Source organism: uncultured Kordia sp., assembly GCF_947496985.1.
Classification (GTDB): Bacteria; Bacteroidota; Bacteroidia; order Flavobacteriales; family Flavobacteriaceae; genus Kordia.
The window spans coordinates 732,156-753,043 of record NZ_CANMEZ010000001.1; the positions used below are offsets into that span (position 1 = coordinate 732,156).

The window sequence follows — 20,888 nt, forward strand, 5'->3', positions numbered from 1 at the left end:
TAATAAAATAGACAAGCCCTTACTGTTTACTAGTAAGGGTTTTTTATTATTAAAATGATTTTTAATAGAAAAAACTATAATTCTTCAAAATCTCTCATCTATACTTTTTTGCATTTCGTCTACACTTATTCTTCGTTAAACTGCATTCAACTTTTATTGGTTTTTTATGGTGTAAAATTGTAGCATAATTGCTCAAACTAGAAAAAATGAAAAAGCCATTAAAAGTATTATTAATCGAAGATAACATGATTGAAATCATGAAGATGAATCGTACGGTTTCTTTGCTAAAAGCCAAGCATGAAATTACGGAAGCTAAGAATGCTGAAGAAGCATTGGCTATTTTAGAAACAAAAACCAATCTTCCCGATATCATTTTACTCGATTTAAATATGCCAAAAATTAATGGTATCGAATTTTTAGCTATCTTAAAGAATGATCCAGATTTACGTCATATTCCAACGATAATTTTAACAACATCTGACAACAGAAAAGATATTTTAGAGTGTTATCGCATTGGAATTTCTGGTTATATTTTAAAACCATTAAAATATGAAGAGTATGTTTCTAAAATAGAAATTGCCCTTTCATATTGGTCTATTAATGAATTAAAAAGTGCATAATATATGAAAGGAATCATCTTTACAGAATTTTTGGACTTGGTAGAAGATAAGTTCGGATTGGATATGGTTGATAAAATCATTGAGCAATCGAAGTTAGAATCAGAAGGTGTGTATACAGCCATTGGAACGTATCGTTTTTCTGAAATGTTGCAGTTATTGCAAAACTTAAGTACCAATACAACTATTTCTATTGATGATTTGTTACTCACCTATGCCGAACATTTTTTTAGTGTTATAGAAAGTAGTTATCCTGGATTGTTAGCTACCTATAAAGATCCTATTGAAATGCTAGCTTCTATTGAAAATCACATTCATGTAGAGGTTAGAAAAATATATCCTGATGCCGAATTACCCACGTTTGTAGTTGAAGAAAAAACAGAAAATTCCTTAACAATGATCTACAAATCAAGCAGAGCTATGCACCATTTTGGATTGGGCTTAATGAACAAAACTTTTGAACATTTTAATAGTACTGCACAAATTACACTTGAAAAGATAAAAGAAGACGGAACCGAAGTGAAGTTTATCATTAACAAAAATGAATGAGTCAAGAACAGATAGAAATACTACAACGCGCGCTAAAAAGAGAGAAAGCTGCAAGAAAAGCCGCAGAGAAAATTTTGGAAGATAAGTCCAGAGAATTGTATGCGCTGTCTGAAGAACTCAAAATATCTAATGAAAAATTAGCCGCATCTGTTACTGAAAAATCATCTCAATTAGAAGGCGTTTTTAAAAATATAAATGACGCGTATGTAGTGATGGACATTAAAGGAAATGTCTTAAAAATGAATAGTGTTGCTACTAATTTTTTTGGATACGACATTTCAAAAGAAAAGCTAAACATTGTTAAACTCATTTATCAAGCAGATGCTACATATGCTTTTGAATCATTCAATACACTCTTAAATACGGGTTCTTTTTCCAACTACACGGCACGTATTATTACAAAGAAAAAAGAAATAAAGTGGGTTCAAATAAATGCGACAATTATTTATGATGAACAGCATAAACCAATTGCCGCTCAAGGAATTGCAAGAGATATTACAGAACTCAAAAATCTTGAAAAACAAAAGGAAAAAATATTAAAAGAGCTCGAAAAAAGTAATGGCGAGTTATATGAATATGCACATATTGTTTCACACGATTTAAAAACACCTTTACGCAGTATTGATGCTTTAGTTTCTTGGATAAAGATGGACAATGAAGGAAGTTTAGACGCTACTACCTTGCAAAATTTAAAATTGATTGAAGAAACACTAGAAACCATGGAAAACCTAATTTCCAACATTTTAGAATATTCAAGTGCAGGTTCAGGAACTAGCGAATCGCAAGATGTCAATTTAAACGAAACAATGCTAAACATACAGAAACTACTATTTATTCCTGAGCATATTTCTATTCAAATTTTAAAAGAATTGCCTGTTACAAAAGGGGATCCTACCAAATTTCAACAATTATTTCAAAACTTAATGAGTAATGCAATTAAGTTTAGTAATAAAGAAAAAGGAATTGTAGTTATTGATTATGTAGAAAAACCTTCTTTCTATCAGTTTTCAGTAAAAGATAACGGTATTGGTATTGAAAAAAAGTTTCATGATCGCATATTCAAAATCTTTCATTCCTTAAATAAAAGCAAAGAATCTACAGGTATTGGACTCTCTATTGTAAAAAAAATCGTTGATTTATACGAAGGTACTATTTGGTTAGAAAGTGAACTTGGAAAAGGAACAACCTTTTTCTTCACCATAAAAAAATAAATATGAAAACGGTACAACTCAAAAAAACAGCAACGTCAGATTGGGAATATTTAAGTGAACAAGTTTCATTGACAAAACCGTTGGTATTGGTTTTTGGAAATAGATATTTATTAGAAGATAAAACTATTCTTGATGAAGTAAAACAGCTTTTTAACGATGGTGAATTTGTATTTGGTTCTTCTGCAGGCGACATAACATCGCAATATATAGATGATGAAAGCATTACAATTACAGCAATAGAGTTTGAAAAAAGTGAGTTTGTTATTAAAACAGCCAATGTTTTAGAAAATGATGAAAAAATTGACAGTTATAACACAGGAAAAAAACTCATAGAACAATTTGACTCAGAAAACCTAAAACATGTGTTTATTGTATCAGAAGGAAGTTTTATAAACGGAAGTCAACTAACATTAGGAATGAACGCCGCAACTGAAGATAACCTGCTTATTACTGGTGCTTTATGTGGTGATGCTGCACGATTTGAAAAAACAATTGCTTCCTATAATGAATTACCAAAAGCTGGAGAAATTGTAGCCATTGGTTTATATGGTGAAACCCTAGATGTTAGTTTTTCAATTAATGGCGGTTGGACACCTTTTGGACCAGAACGTATCGTCACAAAATCAAAAGCAAATGTATTGTACGAATTAGACAATCAGCCTGCGTTGGATTTGTACAAAAAATACTTAGGTGAAAAGTCAAAAGAATTGCCTGCAGCTGCATTATTATATCCTTTAAAAGTAAAATCGACCAACGAAAAACAATCGATTGTTCGTACCATTCTAAACATTAATGAAGCTGAAAACTCTATGATTTTAGCAGGCGATATTCTTGAAAATTCGCATGTACAATTAATGATGACAAATGTTGATAATATTGTTGATGCTTCTGAACAAGCAGCTTCGCAAGCATTAGCAATTAGAAATACAAAACCTGAACTCGCAATATTAGTAAGCTGTATTGGGCGAAAATTAGTATTAGATCAACGTGTAGAAGAAGAAATAGAAGAAGTCATTGAAATTGTTGGTGAACACACAACTATTTGCGGACTATATTCATATGGAGAAATTGCGCCATTTAGTGGTGAAAAAGCTTGCCAGTTACACAATCAAACCATGACAATTACGCTCATAAGTGAATGATGAATCCATTATTAAAAAGACAAATACGAAAATATCTTCCTCAAGAATTCCAAAATAATCCTGAGTTAGAACGTTTTTTAGACGCCGTAAATCGTTCGTACAATACTTCTAATGAACAATTTGCAATGTTACAACGCGCTACAACCTTAAGTTCTGAAGAATTGTTTGAAGCAAATGAAAAACTAAAAAGCGAATCAGATTCACAAAAAGAAGTCATTCAAAAACTAAAAACGGTTATTGATACGCTAAATTCATACGAATTAAACTCTAATAAAAATCAAGAAAATTTAGATTTAGATTCGTTACGTTTGGTTGATTTAATTGATAGTCAAACCAAAGAAATATTAAAAATAAACCAACAACGCGATAAGTTAGTTGCAAATTTAGAACGTCAAAATCAAGAACTCAACGATTATACACATTTGGTTTCGCACGATTTAAAATCTCCCTTGCAAAGCATTGATGCATTAACTACATGGTTACAAAACGATTATAATGAACTTTTGGGCGAAAATGGTGCCGAGACCATCAAACTGATTCGAAGAAATGTTGAAAAGATGGATAGATTAGTAAAAGGAATTTTACGCTATTCTACCATTGGAAGTGTGGAAAAGGAATTTTATAAAGTTGATACGAATGCAGTTGTACAAAAAGTCATCAATTTTAATGAAATCTCTGAAAACATTACGATTTCCATTCCACAAAAACTACCATTCGTTACTGGCGATCATTTCCGATTGGAAGAATTATTTCGAAATTTACTCAGAAATGCCATCAAATTTAATGACAAACCAACAGTTAAAATTACAATTGGTTATACAGATAAGAATGATTTTTGGGAATTTTATATACAGGATAATGGCAAAGGTATTGAAGAAAAATACTTTGAGAAAGTATTTGTAGCATTTCAAAAATTAGAAAATAACTACAAATCTACTGGGATAGGACTTTCCATCGTCAAGAAAATTATCGATCTTTATGAAGGTGAGATTTGGATACAATCTACACCAAAGGAAGGATCAACCTTTTATTTTACTTTAAAAAAGTAGCAACATGGAACAACCAAATTTAACCTACATAGAACAATTAGCACGTGATGATGATAGTGTAAAACAAACATTAATCAACGTCATAAAAACTGAATTTCCCGAAGAAAAAAAAGATTATTACACTAGTTTAGAAAAAAAAGATTACAAAAAAATTGAAGAAAATGTGCACAGAATTAAGCACAAAATTAGTATTTTGGGGCTGGAACAAAGTTATAAATTAGCAAATACGTACGAGCACAATTTGCGTGAAAAAAAGATGGATGGCGTGGACGATTTTGAGCAAATATTACACACAATTACGGCGTATATAAAAACGATTTAAGAATATGAATTGTATTATTATTGATGACGAAAAACTAGCAAGAACAATTATAAAAACATTGTGTGATGAAATTGACACATTACATGTTTTAGAAGAATTTCCGAATGCAATGCAAGCCATTAAATTCCTGAATGAAAATGAAGTAGACCTCATCTTCTTAGATATTCACATGCCTGATTTTACAGGGTTTGACTTTGTAAAAACACTAAAAAATCCGCCAAGCATTGTATTGACAACTTCCGATCCTAAATTTGCTATTGAAGCATTTCAATACGAATGCATTGTGGATTACTTACTCAAACCTATTGAAGCTGACCGTTTTAAAATGGCGATTGAAAAAGCTAAAAAACACCAACTAATTGCTAGCAAAACTGAAGAAAACAAAGCAGATACCAAACTTGAAAATGATTTCTACATCAATATTGATCGTCGTTTAATCAAAATAGACATTCCTAGTATCTATTTAGTAGAAGCTAAAGGCGATTATATTCATATCAAAACTGAAGACAAAAACTATACGGTTCATTCTACCTTAAAAAAAATTGAAGAAAAGCTTCCAGATACGCTATTCTTAAAAATTCATCGTTCGTACATTATCAATCTCAAAAAAATCATTGATATTGAAGACAATAGTGTATTAATTAAAAAAGATGTAATTCCTGTAAGTCGTTCTAAACGACCAGAATTGATGAAGCGTTTGGATCTTTTGTAAGTGTAAAATCACTAATCACTTTTAGACTTAAAGAAGGTTTTAAACCTATATTCTGAGCTCTATTTTCTAAAAACAAAGTGTATCTAAAAAAACTTAGTCTAAAGCAATTTGCATTTCGTCTATAGTTAATCTGATCGTACCGACGATTGGGTTTTTACCTTTTTTCACTTCCTAGATTTGTGACATAAATAATAAATGTCATGAAGAAACTATTACTACTTTTAAGCATACTAACTTCGGTAATTATAAGTGCACAAAACGATCCATTCAACTGTGTATATGACGCCTATTTGTTTCAATACAATGATGTGTATTCAATAGATTTAGCTTCTGGAAACTCGTACTTAGTTGCTGAAGATATTACCCCAGGGAGCATTAACGCCGCAGCTTACAATCCTGCAGATGGTTTTATTTGGGGATCGTTAAGTTCACCTGCTAAAACAATTGTTCGTATCGGACAAGACTTCCAAACAACTTCTTTTTATGTAGACGAATTGCCTTCTTCAAATAGATATGTAGGAGACGTAAGTGCTGATGGAGTTTATCACTTAAAAGGTAGCGGAACAACTTATTATAAAATAGACATTAACCCAGATTCTCCAACATATACAGAACATTTAAGTACAGAAAATTTATCACAAAACATAAATGTGCATGATTGGGCTTTCAATGCTGTTGATAACAAATTATATACGGTTGAAAAAAGTTCTAACATTTTATACCGAATTGATCCAACAACAAATGCTGTACAATCATTAGGTATTGTGCCAATCTTATCAGGCTTAAACTATACGTATGGCGCTGTATACTTTGATGCTTCAGGACGTTTTTATGTTTCGGCCAATCAAACAGGAACTATTTATGTAATTCAAAATGTACAAGATATAGATGGTACCAACGGAATGGATTCCAATCTGTTTGCATTTGGACCTTCAAGTGCTAGTAATGATGGAGCACGTTGTCCTACAGCACCAGTTTTACAAGAAATTTGCGACAATGGAATTGATGATGATGGTGATGGTTTAATAGATTGTCAAGATCCTTCATGTTCAGGTTATGGCGAATGTGATGTAATTGACCCAGAAACTTCTGGAGGAAATGAAGGTGGTTTAGAAAGCAATGGAAGATTGTCTGACGCTATCAATAAGCGTAATTACAACAGAGCAAAAACAAGCTATACATTCAATAAAAATAATGCTCCAAGAGTAACAAAAACAGAGTTCTATGCAGAAACGAGTAATAGTGGTTTCGAATTACAAGATTTTATTCCATTAGAAACCATCAACGAAGATACTGCTATAGAATCAACACCAACAGATTTAGTAGCTATTACAAACGCTACAGAAATCTATTCGGTTGATTATATAAGAAATAATGCTTCTGTAGCTTCTATCATAGCGTTAAAAACAGAAAATGGTGTATACGAACACACAAAGTACATTTGCGATCGTTTGTTAGGTGCAGAATTAATCTCTGTTTCAACAATTGATATCAATGGACAACAATTTATAAAATCACTCATCAGAAATACGGATAATACGGTAGAATTTGTATTAAGTCTCTCTGCTAAAATGATCAATAACGAAGCAAATTTCGAAGTAGAAAGTCATTGGAATTTAGATAAGTATGAAGAAAATGTAACGTTTTACAATTTTCAAATTTGGTCAAATTCATTAGACGATTTATATCGCTTAGGCGAAGAAGTATTGAATTTACTAGACACACAAAGACCTATTTCAGCTTATGATTTATCAACGCCACCAACTGTTTTTGTGAGAAAAGGAAAGTATGAAAATGGCGCGTTAGATTTACAAATCATAAACACAAACGCAACAGGAAACGTAAGTTTTGATGCAGGCTTTAGAACAACTGAAACAAGTAGTTTTGACAATTCAAGTTCAACTCTAGACTTACATGGAGATTACATCACCAACTTACAAGTACCAACTGGAAATTTATTTGATATTGGATTCAGAATTGGTGACGGAGTTGCAACACCAGACGACTTATTCATGTCTGACGGACCTTGGGGAATTGATGATTCGCAAGCCAGCACAAGTGTAGTAAACTATACTGTTTCACCTAATGATTATTATTTTGATGCGGATACATTTCCTATAGAAAGAAATATTTCTGTGAGAGCAACTACAAGTACATACTTTGCAGCATACAGAGCCTTAACTCCACGATTTAAAGCTGTAGATGTAACAGGTTATGATACATTCAATCTAACAGCAAACGGAACAGGAAATGTAGAAATCACATTTGTAAAAGCTAGCATTACTGATTGGGAAGAACAATACAAAACAACAATTACACTTACAGAAAATGAGCAAGAATTTAATATTCCATTATCCAGTTTCACGTCAACAACAAATCAAGAAATTGAATTAAACGACGTAGTTACAATTGTATTTACAATGACTTCCGAAAATGGACAAGTAGTTACAAAAACAATGAATTTATCACAAGTATATTTCTCTACAGAAAGTACACTAAGTATCACAAATTTTGAAAATGAAATACAACAAACATCTGCGATTCCAAATCCGATGAATACTCGAACAACTATTCACTTTGCAGCAAAGCAATCCGAGGACGCACAGTTAACTGTTTATGACCAAGTAGGCAAGGTAGTTTATACAATGAAGGTTAGAACTGAAAACGGTCAGAACAAAATCCCCCTAAACCTAAATAACCTGCGTTCCGGATTGTATTTCTGTAAAATAAAAGGCAGTACACAAAATTATAAAACTTTAAAACTCATAATAAAATAAAAGGTAGATTTTTCATAGTAATTTTAATTGGTTAATTAAGGAAAGGCAAAAGAGATGATTCTTTTGCCTTTTTCTATATAAAAACCTATCAAACCCTTGTATTTATTGGTTTCTTCGAATATTCCAAAAATAGTTAACCTAAAGAAAATTGCATTTCATCTACACTTAAAATGATCGCGCCGACGATACAGTTTTTTGCATTTTTTAGCGGCTATTTTTATACTATAAAACATATCATTATGAAAAAACTACTACTACTTTTAAGCATATTTGCTACAGCGACAATAAGTGCACAGACCTATCAATACTTAGGTGATTATACCGCTAATGGGACACCTTTATATTTAGAATCTCCAAGTGATGATGTTTCGATAGAAACGCTAGAAATGATTAGCAATTCTATTCCTGAAAGTTATCCTGTTCCTGATTATAACCCGCATTATATTTCGTCTGGTTATGATACCAACTTAGAACTCAATCAAACTGCAGACGTTTGGGTCACTTTTATAAGTGAAGGAGCTGGTTACAGAAACGTTTTAGGTTTTTATACCTACGATGTTGATAATCCATCTCCAACTCCACCAAACAATGAAGACATTACCATCATCTTTCCAAATGCTTCTGCTTTAGGAAGTGGTGGCGGATTGCAAGTTGGCGATAAAGTAAAAATAGGAACATTTGAAGCTGGTACAGGAATCGGTTGGGTTTTATTGGCAAATGCATGGAGTTCTAGTGCAAGTACAGTTGGAAACGGTTTATGGAAATTATATTCTAATCCAGATTACAATCCTGAAGCGCAAGAAGAATTACGTTATCATAATGTATTGCTTAATGACCCTGAAAACGAGCGTATTATTCTAGGTTTTGAAGACATTCGTCGTGATTATGGTTCGTGTGACAATGATTTTAACGATGCTGTTTTCTATGTAACTGCAAACCCATACACGGCATTAAAAACAACTAACTATCCAGATGTAGAAAGTGCTTCAAATGTAACTTCTGCGTATGATGGCGGATTGGAAAGTAATGGAAACTTGGCAGGTTTAATTGCCAAACGAAACCTAAGAAGAACTCAAAGCGGAAACGTTCTAAATAAAAAACAATTTCAAACATTTTTTAGTAGACAAACCTACGTTACCAACAATCCAGAAGATGGCACAAGCCTAGATTCTTATTTGCCAGAAACAGGTATGTTTGGTACAGAAACGGCATATTTGTCCAGTCCTACAGATTTATTAGATATTACAAACGCTTCAGAAGTATTTGCCCTAGATATGTATCAAAACAATACGCGTGTTTCTGCTGTATTGGCAACTGCTACAGAAGGAGCTATTTATGATCATTCCAAAGTAATTTGCGATCGATTAAATAATTCTTCCTTAGAAGACGTACGAACAGTTACCGTAAGAGGCCATCAACTCATAAGCGCTAAAATAAAAAGACCAACTGGCGAAACAGAATACACCTTAAGTTTTTCTGTAAAACTAGGTGATACCGCTAATAACTTATACAGTTTTTGGAATATAGAACAATATCCTGAAGGTGATTATTACAATTTTCAAATTTGGGGAAGCTCATTATCGCAAGTATTTACAATAGGAAATCATATTATTGATACGCTTACGCTAGAAAAACCATTGAATAGCCAAACGCTAGATGATGTAATTCCTCCTGTATTTGTTCGCTCTGGTTATTATGCAAATGGTAACATTCATTTAAATATCGTCAATAAAGTTGGTATAACATCAATGACATTTGACGCTAGTATCGCTGCTACAGAAGTAGCTTCGGATAGAACAAACATGACTCAAGAAATCTCTTTAACAGGTTATTGGACAGATTATATAGAAATCCCTACAGGGCAATTATTTGATGTTGGTTTATCACTTAGCACCACTGCTTCTACACAACAAGATGCATTATATTTAGCTGATGGACCTTGGGGAATTGATTATCAAGAAGAAAATGTGATTGTAAACAACTTCTTTGTAGGCAATACTGTTGTAAACGATTTAGAAGATGCACATGAAATTGAAAGACAACCAACTGTTTCAGGACAAGTACAAGGAACCATCAATCTATTTAGACATGTTTTACCAGGTGACCAAACCTTAGATGTAAGTGACTACGATGCTTTTCAATTCCGTATTACAAATTCGCAACCTGTAGAAGTAATCTTATTACAAGAAGGTTTAGGCGATTGGAACAATCGCTTTCGTGTAACAATTCCAGAAAACAATACTGAAACTGTATACCACATTTTATTCAATGAATTTGAAGATGGCAATGGAAATTCGGCAACAATTTCGGATGTAAAAACGATCATATTTTCATTACAAGGCGATTATCACAGCTATACTCCATTTGACATACAAATACACAGTGCTCATTTTGGTATGGAAAGTACATTAAGTGTCGCACAGTTTGAGGTACAAAACGAAACAGACAAGTTATTAGCGATACCGAATCCGATGACAACACGCACAGAAATTCAATTTACAGCAAAACAATCTGAAGATGCATTGTTAGCTGTTTATGACCAAGTAGGCAAAGTCGTTTATACAATGAAGGTTAGAACTGAAAACGGTCAGAACAAAATCCCTCTAAATAGAAATAACTTAAGATCTGGTTTGTATTTCTGCTCCATAAAAGGCAAATCTCAAACCTACAAAACCCTAAAAATCATTGTAAAGTAGGTAATTTTTCATAGTAATTTTAAAATTGGTTGATGATAAAAGGCAAAAGAATCACTTCTTTTGCCTTTTTGTTATGTACAAATTTTCACTCTACACTATGATTCTATTTAAGATTATTATAATTTTAAGGTGAATCTGTATATAAAAATCGTAGAAATTTACATCTTATACACTAACAATAATTTAAAATTCATACGCTGAAAGAACAACTTTATCATATAAAAACAAAGGATAACAAAAACATAGCTCTTTGGAAGTTAAATTCTGAAAAAGTAACTGATCAACATATCTTTTTAACGCACGGAACATTTTCAAACAGAAAAATTTGTGATGGAATTGCATCATATTTAACTCAAAAAGGATTTACTTGTTGGATAATGGAATGGAGAAATCATGGGGAAAGTTCAAAAGTTAAGCATGAATTTAACTTTGAAACTATTGCAAAATATGACCTAAAATCAACATTTGAGTTTTTATTTAACAACCAAAATGTAACCAACATAGATTGCTTAACTCATAGCGGAGGCGGAATTATATTGACGATGTTTTTAATAAATAACCCAACCTATAATTCAAAAATTAATAGTATCACTCTATTTGGCGTGCAAGCTTTTGGAGCTGGAGATAAATTAAGTAATAGAATAAAAATACTATTGAGTAAACACTTAACTTCATTATTAGGAGAGGTTCCTTCAAAAACTGTTGGTTCTACTGAACATAGTGAAAGTTATTATACCATGAAACAATGGTTCAATTGGAATTTAAACAATAATTTTATCGGAGAAAATGGTTTCGACTATTTAAAAAGAATGAATAAAATTAATATTCCAATATTATCAATTTGTGCTCAAGGAGATAATTTTATAGCGCCAAAAGAAGGTTGTGAAAAATTTCTAAAAGCATTCGAAAATGAAGAAAATAAACTGCTCTTCTACTCAAAGAAAAATGGAAACTTAGAAAATTATAATCACAGTCGAATTTTGAAGTCTAAAAATTCTAAAAAAGAGATTTGGCCAATAGTGGAAAATTGGATTTCTAATAAAAGACTCTTACGCACAGCATGCGCGATACCTACTTCCCAAGCCTAGACTTCCCAAAAACCCACTTCAATCGCACACCAATTTCTGTAAACGTAAACCCTGCAGCAGTTGCTGAAGCAATGTTACTACGCGTTCCAAAAACATTTGCCAAACACTTGTCTGAGAATTTATAGCCTAGTTTCCCCTGAAAGCGATATGTACTTTGTGAATCCTGATCCTCAATATATTGCAAGCCTGTGGCAGCCGTCAATTCGTAAAACCATTCCTTTGGCTTTGTGATATTTTCATCTTTAATCAAGTTTAAGAAAACTTCACCAGCGTTGAATGTTGAAGGACTGAAATAAATAGTTGGCACTTGTTTATCAAAAGTGATATATTGATAATTCAACCCAACTTTTAAAGATGGTTTACTTAAAATGTTATAGTATAACGACGTAAATAATAAATGCCTAGAATTGTTATCATTCTGAGAAGTATAATAATATTGCGTAAACCAACCTAAATTGAAATTTGTACTTACATTATAATTTGCGTAGAAGTTGTTTTGAACAATCTCACGATCTAACAAATCTGCATTGAAACTCTGAATTTCTCGCTTATAACCAATGTCTAACGTCTGCAATTTAAATGGTTTTATATTCAATGAAAGATCTGCTAACAACTGTGTAAAATCATTCGTTTCTGCTTTGGCAGATGTAACTCCTAAAGTTCCTTTAAAAATCATATTTGGCAATAACTGATACGCCAAACCAGCCGAAAGTGCGTGCGAAGTCGCTTTGTTATTCGTAACCGTATTATTTGTAGTTCGGTAGTTATAGTTTCCAAGTAGTTTCAAACGTGTCGAAAACGGAAACTCAACAGTGTTTTGAATCGAAAACGCTTCGTTATCACCATTATCAAATGTATACGAGGCTTTTCCATCATAAAACGCTGAAAACTTCGTATTCAATTCCTTAATAAAGTTAGTAGCATCTTTCTGATTGTTGTAAAACGTTAGTGTCTTTTCTGCAGCAGCAAACGCTTCATCATAACTGCCTAAGGCTTTTAACACATTGGCTTTCCCTAAATTTCCATCAAATGATGTGGAATCATTTACTAAAATCTGATTGTAATCTGCCAAACTTTTTTTGAAATTACTTTTATACACATTCAAAGTTGCGCGTAAGGCTAAAACCCAGTTTTCATTTGGCTCTTTTGTGATGATTTCGTCAATTAAACGTTTCGCTTTTGCATACTCTTTATTCCAAATTAAGGCCTGAATATAACGTTCTTTCGTTTGCTGGATTACGGCGACATCTATATTCTTTGCCAAACTATCATATGCCAATTGACTCGTTTTTAAAGCTAATTTTTCTTTCCCTTTTAAGTGTTCAACCAACGCTAAACCATTTAACGCACTTACTTTATCGGAAACATCTTTTGTATTTGTCAATAAGCTTGTGTATGTCATTTTTGCTTTATCGAATTCATTCATAATCAAATACAAATTTGCCAAATTCAACAACACATCTTTGTCATTTGCGAAAAGTGACAAACATTCTTGCAATAATTTTTCGGCCTCTGCATATTGTTGCGCCTGTTGTTTTTGATACGCATTTCCTAAATAGATATACTTTTTAGACGTTAACGCATTCGGATTCCCTGGAGATACTTCCAATGCTTTATTTACATAAATTAATGCTTCATTGTATTCTTTTAAATTTGATAAGGTATTTGCAAACCCTAACAAGGTAGGAAAACTCTTGGTGTTTTCTTTTACTAATTTTTGGTAATACGCTTTCGCAAGATTGAACTCGTTGTTCCATAATAAGGACTCGCCGTAATTCAACTTCACTTCAAAATCGCTTGCATAATCTTGTAATAAGTCTGTGAAAATTTTCTTGGCTGCTGCCGAATTACCATTCAATCCAACTGCACGACCGTAACACAAACGTGCCGTTTTATTCTTTGGATACTCTTGTAAAACCGTTTTAAAGAAGTTTTCTGCTTGCTGGTACTTTCCTGTTTCCAAATACGTAAATCCTTCTTTCATATTCTGAGAGAAGCAAAAAACACCTATAAATAGGAACGAAAAGAATAGTATATATTTTGTGTTCATGTTCTTGATTTTAGACAATTGTAAGTTAAGCATAAGCTTCCAATCATTCATCGCAAGAAAAGTGAATCTCACCGACGATGCGCCTATTTTCATAGCATTTCGAAGATATTTGTGTCAGTATTAATCACAAAAACTCAACAAAATGGCTTTAAAAATCACACAACAAAACGGAACTTTTTTAGTAAATGGACAATTAAACTCATCTACAACCAGATCATTTATCATTCACTTCGAATACATCATTGAACAATACCAAAACGTAGTTTTAAATATTGATGGTATTACCGAAATTGATCACGATGGTTTAGAAGGAATTAAAACCTTAACTGCAATTGCATTAAGAAATCACAAAATGTTTTCAGTTATCGGAAATGGTTGCAAAGATATTTACCAAGATTTTAACTGCTCGCAAGTGGCTTAGTTTAGTATTTAGGTGTTAGTATTGAGTATTGAGATACCTTCACAAAAACCTATTATTAATTTATCTAAAATGTCACATCGAGCACAGTCGAGATGTTAATTAAAAATAAAAAGATGATCGCAATCGCAAAAAAAATAAAAAGTAACCTTACAACAGCACATTTATTTATGATAAGTGGCGTATTGGTAAATGGTGGAAACTATGTATACAATTTACTGTTAGGTCGATTTTTAGGACCTGAAAAATTCGCAGATGCTGCCGTATTGGTTACTTTTTTATTGGTTTTATCATTTGTTGCGATGACATTTCAATTGGTTACTGCTAAGTTTTCTGTACTATTTGAAGCAAGCATTTTCAAAGCATTTGCTTCCAATATGTATAAGAAATCAGTTTTAACTGGAATCGTTTTAGGTCTTTTGATTGTTTTCTTCGCTTCAGAATTACAAACGTTTTTCAAAACTTCAACGGCTACAATATTTATCGTTTTCGGAATCGGAGTGCCTTTCTACTTTATTATGAGTGTGAACAGAGGAGTTTTTCAAGGAAAACAACAATTGGTATCACTTTCGGTAACGTATCAAGCCGAAATGATCAGTCGATTACTCATCACGTTGGCATTATTATACTTTCTACAAATAGAATCTTCTTTGCTCATTGCTTTAGGAATTTTAGCTTCCTTTTTATGTGGATTGATTCCTTTTGACTTCAAAAATACAGCTTGGAAAAGCACAAACGTTTTAACCAAAACACAAAGCAAATTGGTACGCAACTTTTTTATCATCACTGCTTTTTACGAACTCACACAAATCATCATTAACAACAGTGATATCTTACTCGTAAAACACTATTTTGAATCCTATGACGCAGGTTTATACGCTTCGCTAGCATTAATTGGTCGTGTAGTCTATTTCATTGCATGGATGTTTGTAATGTTGTTATTACCAACCGTTGTAAAACTTCATAAAGAAGGAAAAAACACGGTTCCTATCTTATTAAAATACGTAACATACATTGGCGGAATTGCGACAATAATTATTATTGGTTGTGTAATATTTCCAACACAAATTGTGACTATATTATTCGGTAAAAGTTACCTAGCTATCACTCCATTATTATGGAAATATGCTTTAGCTACAGGAATTTTTGCCATCTCAAATATCTTTGCGTATTACTATTTATCCTTAGACAAATACATTCCTGTAGTACTTTCTGGAATCTTCGGAATGCTTCAAATTGTATTGGTAGTTTTTTTTCATGAAAATCTAGCACAAGTTGTTCATGTACAAATTATTGCAATGATTTTGCTGTTGATTGTTCAGTTGTCTTTTTTCTTTTACGAACATAAATTTAGATCGCCTCGCTCTTAGAACGCTAACGCTTTTAGATTTTTTCTTACTCTTATGTGATACTGAATCACACTTCGGCTTTGCTCAGTGTAAAAGTTCAGCATGACGCTATATTTCTATTATTACCTCAAATACTTTTTTACTTTTTCTGTCATTCCGCACGGACATTGAGCATAGTCGAAATGTGATGCGGAATCCACTTTAAAACACCATGGATTCTTATCTTCACAAGAATGACATCAGAAAAGTCTTGTCTCTTGATTCTATATTCTTAAATCTTTGTAAAAACGTTTCACATTGAGTGGAGTCGAAATGAAATCTAAACCTTCTTTCCTTTCATCTAAACATAATTGCATTTCGGCACAACTCGTCTATTTTTCACGTGTTGAAAGTGCAAATTTGTACTATAACTAAAAAACTATATGTCATGAAGTTAGCAATCGTAACAGCATATCCGCCTAGTAAAGTAACCTTAAACGAATACGCATATCATTTGGTAAAAAGCTTTCGCCAGAAGGAAAACATTACGGAAATCATTTTATTAACGGACGAAACTCCTGAAGCAAAAGATTTGAATTTTTCAGAAGCTGGTTGTAAAGTTTCTGTGAAGGAATGCTGGAAGTTTAACAGCTACAAAAACATCTTTTCGGTAATCAAAGCCATCAACCAAACAAAACCTGATGCAGTTTTATTCAACTTGCAATTCATGAAGTTTGGTGACAAAAAAGTCGCGGCTGCACTCGGTTTAATGCTTCCTTGGATTTGCTCAATGAAAAACATTCCAAACATTGTGTTATTACACAATATCTTAGAAGAAGTTGATTTAGGAAGCGCAGGATTCACTTCAAATAAACTTTTACAAAAAGCATATAATTTTATCGGAACAAGCTTAACAAAACTATTACTAAAAGCAGACAAAGTTGCAGTAACTATGCAAAAATATGTAACTGTTTTAGAGAAGAAATATGTAGCAAATAATGTAACGATGATTCCACACGGAACTTTTGAAATACCTGAAAGTCCTTCGTATGATTTACCAAAAGGTGCGTTAAAAATTATGACGTTTGGAAAATTTGGAACCTATAAAAAAGTGGAAGCTATGATTGAAGCCGTTGAGAAAGTTCGTAAGACTTCAGGGCTAAATTTAGAAATTGTCATCGCAGGAACCGACAATCCGAATGTACCTGGTTATTTGGCAAATGTGCAAGAGCAATATAAACATGTTCCACAATTGACATTTACAGGTTATGTAGAAGAAGCTGATGTTGCGCCATTATTTAACGAAAGTGCGGTTGTGGTTTTTCCGTATACGTCAACTACTGGAAGTTCTGGTGTGTTGCACCAAGCTGGAAGTTACGGAAAAGCTGTTGTGATGCCAGATTTGGGCGATTTAGCTTTGTTGGTAAAAGATGAAGGTTATAGAGGCGAATTTTTTGAACCAATAAGCATAGATAGTTTGGCAAATGCTATTGAAGCGATTGTAACCAACGACGCATATAGAATTTCGCTTGGAAAAGCCAATTATAAAGCCGCTACTGCCTTTCCTATGGAACGTATTACGGATATGTATATGGAACAATTTGAAGCAATAATTGAAGGAAAGATGTTAGATCGCTCCGCTGTTAGCTGTTAGAATTTTATTTGTATTCTAAATGTTGAATGTTGTATTTTAAATTGTTTTCTCACTCTTGCACTAACATCTGATTGAGTGGTTTTCTGTCATATCGAACGCAGTCGAGATAGATAGAAAATTGTATCGAGTGCTACTTAAGAGTAGTATAGGTTTTGTCATTCCACACGAACATTGAGCGGAGTCGAAATGTGATGCGGAATCCACTTTGAAGCAACAAAACTATTTCACAACCTCATCAAACTTTACCGATTGCTCTCCGTTAGTTACTACAATTTCATAGTTTCCTTTTTTCAATCCTAAAGCACAAATTGAAGTTTTTGTTTTGACTTCTGTGATATCGATAGGAACTGATGTTTTGAGGTCTTCTCCTTTTTTGTAAGCAAAAATCATCACAGGAAACTCAATGTCAATCATTTTTAAATCGATGGTTACTTTTTGATTTTCATTAGCAAAAATCCAATTTGGTCTGTTGTCAATATAATTCGTTTCTGGATGAAAAACCGCCAAATCTGACCAAGTTTTTCTACGTGTATATTTGAAAGGCTCTTTGTTTTTATCAAGTAAAATGGAAGATTCTTTAATATCGAAAACTTTTAGCATTGGATGATTGTATTTCAAATTTCCTCTTTCACTATACATCACTTGATTTATTGTTAACGGATCAATTCCTGTGTATTCTTTCAATCTTCCTGCCATTGCTTTTTCCCAAGAACGATGTGTTCCTTCCAATGCATGATCAAATCCGCAATGAATTAGAAACTTTGCTTTTGGATCATTCTCAATGATTTTTTGAATGTTTTTTGCTTGCGCGATTTCTCTCTGTTTACCATTTGCATTTCCAGTTTGCTCATACGGAAACACTGTAAAACCAAGTTCAATTGCTACTCGAATCAAATCACCAAATTGTGGATCTTTGGTATAATATCCTGTTTTTTGAATTGGATATTTTCGTGTATTTAAACTGCTATCTAGATCTTTTCCATTTCCTAAAGCTTCCAATCCTAAATATCGATATCCAAGATCATACAAATCTTTCAATAAGGATTTTGTAAAAGCTCGATGCAATGAATTATGATGTGCTTCATTAATGATTATCACTTGATTTTTGGCAGCTTCAGCTATGATATAGTCCTTTGCATTTATAGTTGAATATATTCCTTGCAACGAATCTATTTGTTGTTTTGTATAGTTTTGTTCGCGTCCACGCATTGCCAAATCCCATTGTAATAAAGCATTTTTATAATCTCCTTTTGTGGCATAATCTGAAGCTGAAATTTAATATTTCCACGCTAGCGTATCTTTTTCTAGTTTCTCCAGAATTTGCGCATTGAATTTATAATCTGTAGAAAAGTTTATGGTTTCTATCTTTTTTGGCGCTTCCGAACAACTCCAAAATCCTATAAAAACAACACATACTAAACATAATTTGACAAATATCTTTGAATACATTCTAATTCTATTTTTTTGATTGCACTCAAATGTAACTAAATATTTAGTTACAACTAATTTATTAGTTTTAAATATTTTATATCAGACCGTTTCACTTCTAGAACGCTATCGCTGTTAGATGTTAGACCGCTTCGCTTTTAGATTTTATGTGTTTTGTCATTCCTGCATAGGCAGGAATCCATTTGCTTATGTTTATTGGATTCCGCAACACATTTCGACTATGCTCAATGTCCGTGCGGAATGACATCAGAAAACTAAAACCTTGATTCTTTTATTCTAAAATCGTCAGATCGAGTGGTTTTTCGTAATGAAATGAAGAAAAATTGTATCGAGATCTACTTTGAAACAAAATTCATCTCGACTGCGCTCGATGTGACAAATAGAAGACTAAAGTCACTTCTGTAACGTAATCACTAATTTATGTTGTTGTTGTTCAATGACAACTTTGTTTCCTGATGTAAAGCCTAATTCTTCCAGCCATTTTCCTTCCAATCTAATTTCAGGTACAATTTTGGAATTGTTCCAAGCTCTTAACTGAAACTTGTTGTGTATTTTTAAAATTCTTTGCTTTTTCATATTTTGTCATATTATTATATGACGAATATAATACAGATTACTGAATTGTCAAACTTTTATATGACAAAATTGTCGTATAATTAGTTGACATTTGTTTTTGTGAATAAAGAAGAGTTAAAAAAGAAAATTGGTCAACGCATTGTTGAATTGCGAAGTCAGAAAGGTTGGAGTCAATCTGATTTGGCGCGCGCTTGCAATAAAGACAGACAAGCGATTGAAAAACTAGAGAATGGAAAAGTAAACCCTACTATTTATTCGTTGCTAGAAATAGCTACGGCTTTGGAAGTTTCTTTGAAGGAGTTAGTGGATTTTTAAATTATTTTTTTATAAAATACTCCCAATAAATTCAGTAAGAGCTGGTATACTGTCATATATTCCTTTTGAAACCAAAGAAGCAGTAATTTTACTTAGCCATCCCATAACTTTTTCTTTACGCTTTTCTGAACCTTTAGGATTCTCTCTATCTAAAACTTCTAATTCTTTTATAGATTCATCATTAAGTCCTAACCTTTTTAATTTTTCCTTCTCAGATTCGCCTATAGATAAGTTAATGTCTCCTTGAGTAGTATTGTCCCCAAGAGCTAAATTAAAAGGATTGTTATTTCCATAAATATTGTTATTTATAATTGTATTTACCTTTTCATTATTTTCATTGCTTATAGCATAAGCATCATCAATTTTTGGGAATTGAGTATCTAATTCTATTAAAGTATCTAATAATTTTTGCTTAGTTAATTCAATAATATTCTGAAGATGTGCTTTGCCGATTACTCTATTGCCGCTACTAATTACTCCACCTCGTTTTCCAACAGAGTCTTTAAAAAGTTTAGATATAAGTTGAACAAGTCCAGCAGGTAAATTTACATACCCTTTAGCTTCTTCCATATCTTGAATATTACTTTCAACTATAGAAATCGGTTGTAATATCTTTAAATAATGAATTTGATCTGATATATCATTGTCAAATTTATCTGAAAATACTAGAGGAAATTCTTCTTCTCTACCATATGGATAATTTGCAACAAGAGTAATTTCTGTCCATAATTTTCTATAACTAGGAAGATATAAATTATCATTTTCATAACCGTTTAATTCTTTTGAAACCCAATTAGCAAATATCTCATTTTGGGTTTTTGCTGCTATCAATTTTGCTCTAGTCAATGCCTGAGACAAAGTAATTCTATCATATGCTAGATCAGTAATTAATTCTTTTATCATAATATTGTTCAAGTATATTTTTTAATTAATAA

Annotated in this window: 19 protein-coding genes; 14 read left to right on the forward strand and 5 right to left on the reverse strand. The window is 32.4% G+C overall.

The features are described from left to right. Positions 1-206: 206 nt before the first annotated feature. From Q0828_RS03400 to Q0828_RS03445, 10 genes are all read left to right on the forward strand, one after another. Positions 207-620, forward strand: a complete 414-nt coding sequence (locus tag Q0828_RS03400; RefSeq protein WP_298417690.1) for a response regulator — start codon at positions 207-209, stop codon at positions 618-620. A 3-nt stretch (positions 621-623) separates the two neighbouring features. Beyond that, positions 624-1,166 (forward strand): heme NO-binding domain-containing protein, encoded by a 543-nt coding sequence (locus tag Q0828_RS03405; protein WP_298417691.1) that lies wholly within the window; start codon positions 624-626, stop codon positions 1,164-1,166. Continuing rightward, positions 1,163-2,377 carry a PAS domain-containing sensor histidine kinase gene (locus tag Q0828_RS03410; protein ID WP_298417693.1) on the forward strand — a complete coding sequence of 405 codons (1,215 nt, stop codon included), beginning with the start codon at positions 1,163-1,165 and terminating at the stop codon, positions 2,375-2,377. The genes Q0828_RS03405 and Q0828_RS03410 overlap by 4 nt, the downstream gene beginning before the upstream one ends. 2 nt (positions 2,378-2,379) lie before the next feature. Beyond that, on the forward strand, positions 2,380-3,519 hold the full coding sequence (locus Q0828_RS03415; protein WP_298417695.1) for an FIST N-terminal domain-containing protein: 1,140 nt from the start codon (positions 2,380-2,382) through the stop codon (positions 3,517-3,519). Further along, a complete protein-coding gene (locus Q0828_RS03420) occupies positions 3,519-4,568 on the forward strand; it encodes an ATP-binding protein (protein ID WP_298417697.1) in 1,050 nt (349 codons plus the stop codon). Before Q0828_RS03415 ends, Q0828_RS03420 begins: the two co-directional genes overlap by 1 nt. A gap of 4 nt (positions 4,569-4,572) precedes the next feature. Then, the gene (locus tag Q0828_RS03425; RefSeq protein WP_298417699.1) at positions 4,573-4,890 is read left to right on the forward strand and encodes an Hpt domain-containing protein; all 318 of its coding nucleotides are present in this window, start codon (positions 4,573-4,575) and stop codon (positions 4,888-4,890) included. Between the two features lie 4 nt (positions 4,891-4,894). Continuing rightward, on the forward strand, positions 4,895-5,602 hold the full coding sequence (locus Q0828_RS03430; RefSeq protein WP_298417701.1) for a LytTR family DNA-binding domain-containing protein: 708 nt from the start codon (positions 4,895-4,897) through the stop codon (positions 5,600-5,602). Positions 5,603-5,802: 200 nt separating this feature from the next. After that, positions 5,803-8,379 carry a T9SS type A sorting domain-containing protein gene (locus Q0828_RS03435; RefSeq protein ID WP_298417703.1) on the forward strand — a complete coding sequence of 859 codons (2,577 nt, stop codon included), beginning with the start codon at positions 5,803-5,805 and terminating at the stop codon, positions 8,377-8,379. A gap of 239 nt (positions 8,380-8,618) precedes the next feature. Then, positions 8,619-11,075, forward strand: a complete 2,457-nt coding sequence (locus Q0828_RS03440) for a DUF4114 domain-containing protein (RefSeq protein ID WP_298417705.1) — start codon at positions 8,619-8,621, stop codon at positions 11,073-11,075. 287 nt (positions 11,076-11,362) lie between these two features. Further along, on the forward strand, positions 11,363-12,163 hold the full coding sequence (locus tag Q0828_RS03445; RefSeq protein ID WP_298418214.1) for an alpha/beta fold hydrolase: 801 nt from the start codon (positions 11,363-11,365) through the stop codon (positions 12,161-12,163). Here the strand turns inward: Q0828_RS03445 and Q0828_RS03450 are convergent. Next, positions 12,147-14,213, reverse strand: a complete 2,067-nt coding sequence (locus Q0828_RS03450) for a tetratricopeptide repeat protein (RefSeq protein WP_298417706.1) — start codon at positions 14,211-14,213, stop codon at positions 12,147-12,149. The two genes, Q0828_RS03445 and Q0828_RS03450, sit on opposite strands and share 17 nt — an antisense overlap. A gap of 142 nt (positions 14,214-14,355) precedes the next feature. On the opposite strand from Q0828_RS03450, the gene Q0828_RS03455 reads away from it, so the two are divergent. The 3 genes from Q0828_RS03455 to Q0828_RS03465 all read left to right on the forward strand — a co-directional run bounded on the left by Q0828_RS03455 (position 14,356) and on the right by Q0828_RS03465 (position 17,613). Then, complete coding sequence (locus Q0828_RS03455; protein WP_298417708.1) at positions 14,356-14,634, forward strand: hypothetical protein; 279 nt, start codon at positions 14,356-14,358, stop codon at positions 14,632-14,634. A gap of 113 nt (positions 14,635-14,747) precedes the next feature. Continuing rightward, positions 14,748-16,001 (forward strand): oligosaccharide flippase family protein, encoded by a 1,254-nt coding sequence (locus Q0828_RS03460; RefSeq protein WP_298417709.1) that lies wholly within the window; start codon positions 14,748-14,750, stop codon positions 15,999-16,001. A gap of 406 nt (positions 16,002-16,407) precedes the next feature. Continuing rightward, positions 16,408-17,613, forward strand: coding sequence for a glycosyltransferase (locus Q0828_RS03465; protein ID WP_298417710.1), 1,206 nt, complete (start codon positions 16,408-16,410; stop codon positions 17,611-17,613). Between the two features lie 219 nt (positions 17,614-17,832). Here the strand turns inward: Q0828_RS03465 and Q0828_RS03470 are convergent, their stop codons facing one another. The 3 genes from Q0828_RS03470 to Q0828_RS03480 form a co-directional block, all read right to left on the reverse strand. After that, positions 17,833-18,822, reverse strand: coding sequence for a hypothetical protein (locus tag Q0828_RS03470; protein ID WP_298417712.1), 990 nt, complete (start codon positions 18,820-18,822; stop codon positions 17,833-17,835). A gap of 66 nt (positions 18,823-18,888) precedes the next feature. Then, positions 18,889-19,062: a hypothetical protein gene (locus tag Q0828_RS03475; protein WP_298417713.1), complete on the reverse strand. Its 174-nt coding sequence runs from the start codon at positions 19,060-19,062 to the stop codon at positions 18,889-18,891. Between the two features lie 393 nt (positions 19,063-19,455). After that, positions 19,456-19,638: a SymE family type I addiction module toxin gene (locus Q0828_RS03480; protein ID WP_298417714.1), complete on the reverse strand. Its 183-nt coding sequence runs from the start codon at positions 19,636-19,638 to the stop codon at positions 19,456-19,458. A gap of 99 nt (positions 19,639-19,737) precedes the next feature. On the opposite strand from Q0828_RS03480, the gene Q0828_RS03485 reads away from it, so the two are divergent. Further along, on the forward strand, positions 19,738-19,953 hold the full coding sequence (locus Q0828_RS03485) for a helix-turn-helix transcriptional regulator (RefSeq protein WP_298417715.1): 216 nt from the start codon (positions 19,738-19,740) through the stop codon (positions 19,951-19,953). Between the two features lie 9 nt (positions 19,954-19,962). Here the strand turns inward: Q0828_RS03485 and Q0828_RS03490 are convergent, their stop codons facing one another. Then, positions 19,963-20,856, reverse strand: a complete 894-nt coding sequence (locus Q0828_RS03490) for a hypothetical protein (RefSeq protein WP_298417716.1) — start codon at positions 20,854-20,856, stop codon at positions 19,963-19,965. Positions 20,857-20,888: the final 32 nt, after the last annotated feature.